The organism is Rothia sp. HMSC061E04, assembly GCF_001813685.1.
GTDB lineage: Bacteria > Actinomycetota > Actinomycetes > Actinomycetales > Micrococcaceae > Rothia > Rothia mucilaginosa.
Genome location: NZ_KV813692.1, coordinates 1 through 1428, shown reverse-complemented (window position 1 = coordinate 1428; position 1428 = coordinate 1). Strand labels below are relative to the sequence as shown.

The 1428-nt window shown below is 46.7% G+C and carries 1 protein-coding gene; it reads left to right on the top strand.

The features are described from left to right. Positions 1 to 128: 128 nt before the first annotated feature. The coding region (locus tag HMPREF2927_RS01610; RefSeq protein WP_141754863.1) for an ATP-binding cassette domain-containing protein at positions 129 to 1428 on the top strand (1300 nt) is incomplete at its 3' end.

Genomic DNA, 1428 nt, shown 5'->3' with positions numbered 1-1428 from the left:
GTGTGTGGTGGAGCAAGGAACCTACCGGGAGCTACTGAAGGCAGAGGGAAAGTTTATGGAAATTTTCAAAAATCAGATCTCTGAAGATTCTGCAGGGCGCAAAACTTCCGCTGAAAGGGACTATAAAGATGCGTAAGATTATGGCTAATACTGTTTGGTCCGTGGTTTATGCTTTCAAAAATCACCCCGTATGGACCGTTTCCTATCTAGCGTCTGTTGTGTGCCTATCATTATTCCCTGCTCTGCAGATGGAGGCTGTCACTAGACTTGTTGAGCATTTGGGTCAGAGCCAGGATGAAGTGCTCCCACTAGCCCTGGGGGTTAGTTTTGTGCTGGCAGGATACATTGCCCTGGGACAAGCATCAGACTCTCTGCGTATGATTCTAAATTCTCGAATGTCAAGTACAGGTATTCAGAACGTATCTTCTCGTCTGGCGACTTGTTCTTCTCAGGAAATCGCGAGTGGTGATTATGCTCGCTCATCAAGGGCAGCTCATGAAGCTGTGACAGGGGGGAGTCTAGGATCTCAAGTTTCCACTATGGGTGCTCTGATATTCATCATTTTTTCGACGGGAGCCCTTAGTTATTCCGTAGGAAAGATCAATGTATATGCTTCACTCTGCATGCTTGCAGGCATGATTCCTGTTGCCTTTATGTCACATCTCTATTCAGGTAAAAATGCTGAGGCAATGGAAAAAATATATTCATATAGCTACAACGCGTGGCATAGCACTAACCAGATTGCACAAATAACTACTGCTCGTGAGCTTGCAATTCTTAATGCTCGGTCGTTCTTTGCGCATCGCGCTAATCAAGAACGGAAAAAATCCGGTGAGGAGGAAATTGGCCTAGCTCGTTACATCCTCAGAATATATACAATTGTTGGTTTTATAAGCGCTGCATTGCTAGCTTTAGCCCTTATTTTTCTAGCGGCCTCGGTGCCGGCTCCCGGTGCTCTTGCTGGAGCTGTTATAGGTATTACCTCGGCTATAGTCTCGCTTGGCTCGATGGGAAGCGACCTTAGCTCGATGGCAGCGGGGTCAAACGCAATTGATATATATCGAAAGTTTATTTCTAGCGCACAGCCCGGGCAGAAAAATCCGGTTGCCGATACCTACCCCGAAATCTCCGGCGTTTCCATTAGGAATCTTGCTATCCAGTATCCAAAAGCTGATTCTTTAGCTCTTAAAAACATCAATCTCACTTTTGGTCCCGGGCAGATGATTGGTATTGTCGGGCCCAGCGGATCGGGAAAGACAACCCTAGTAAATGCACTCATGGGCATGCTTAAGCCCTCCAAAGGAGACATCCTCATTGGAGGTAAGTCGGTACAGGACATATCACCTGATGACTTGTTGGCGAATGTGGGTTTGGTGAGTCAAGACTACGGCCGCTATGAACTGACTGTGCGTGAAAATCTTCTTCTGG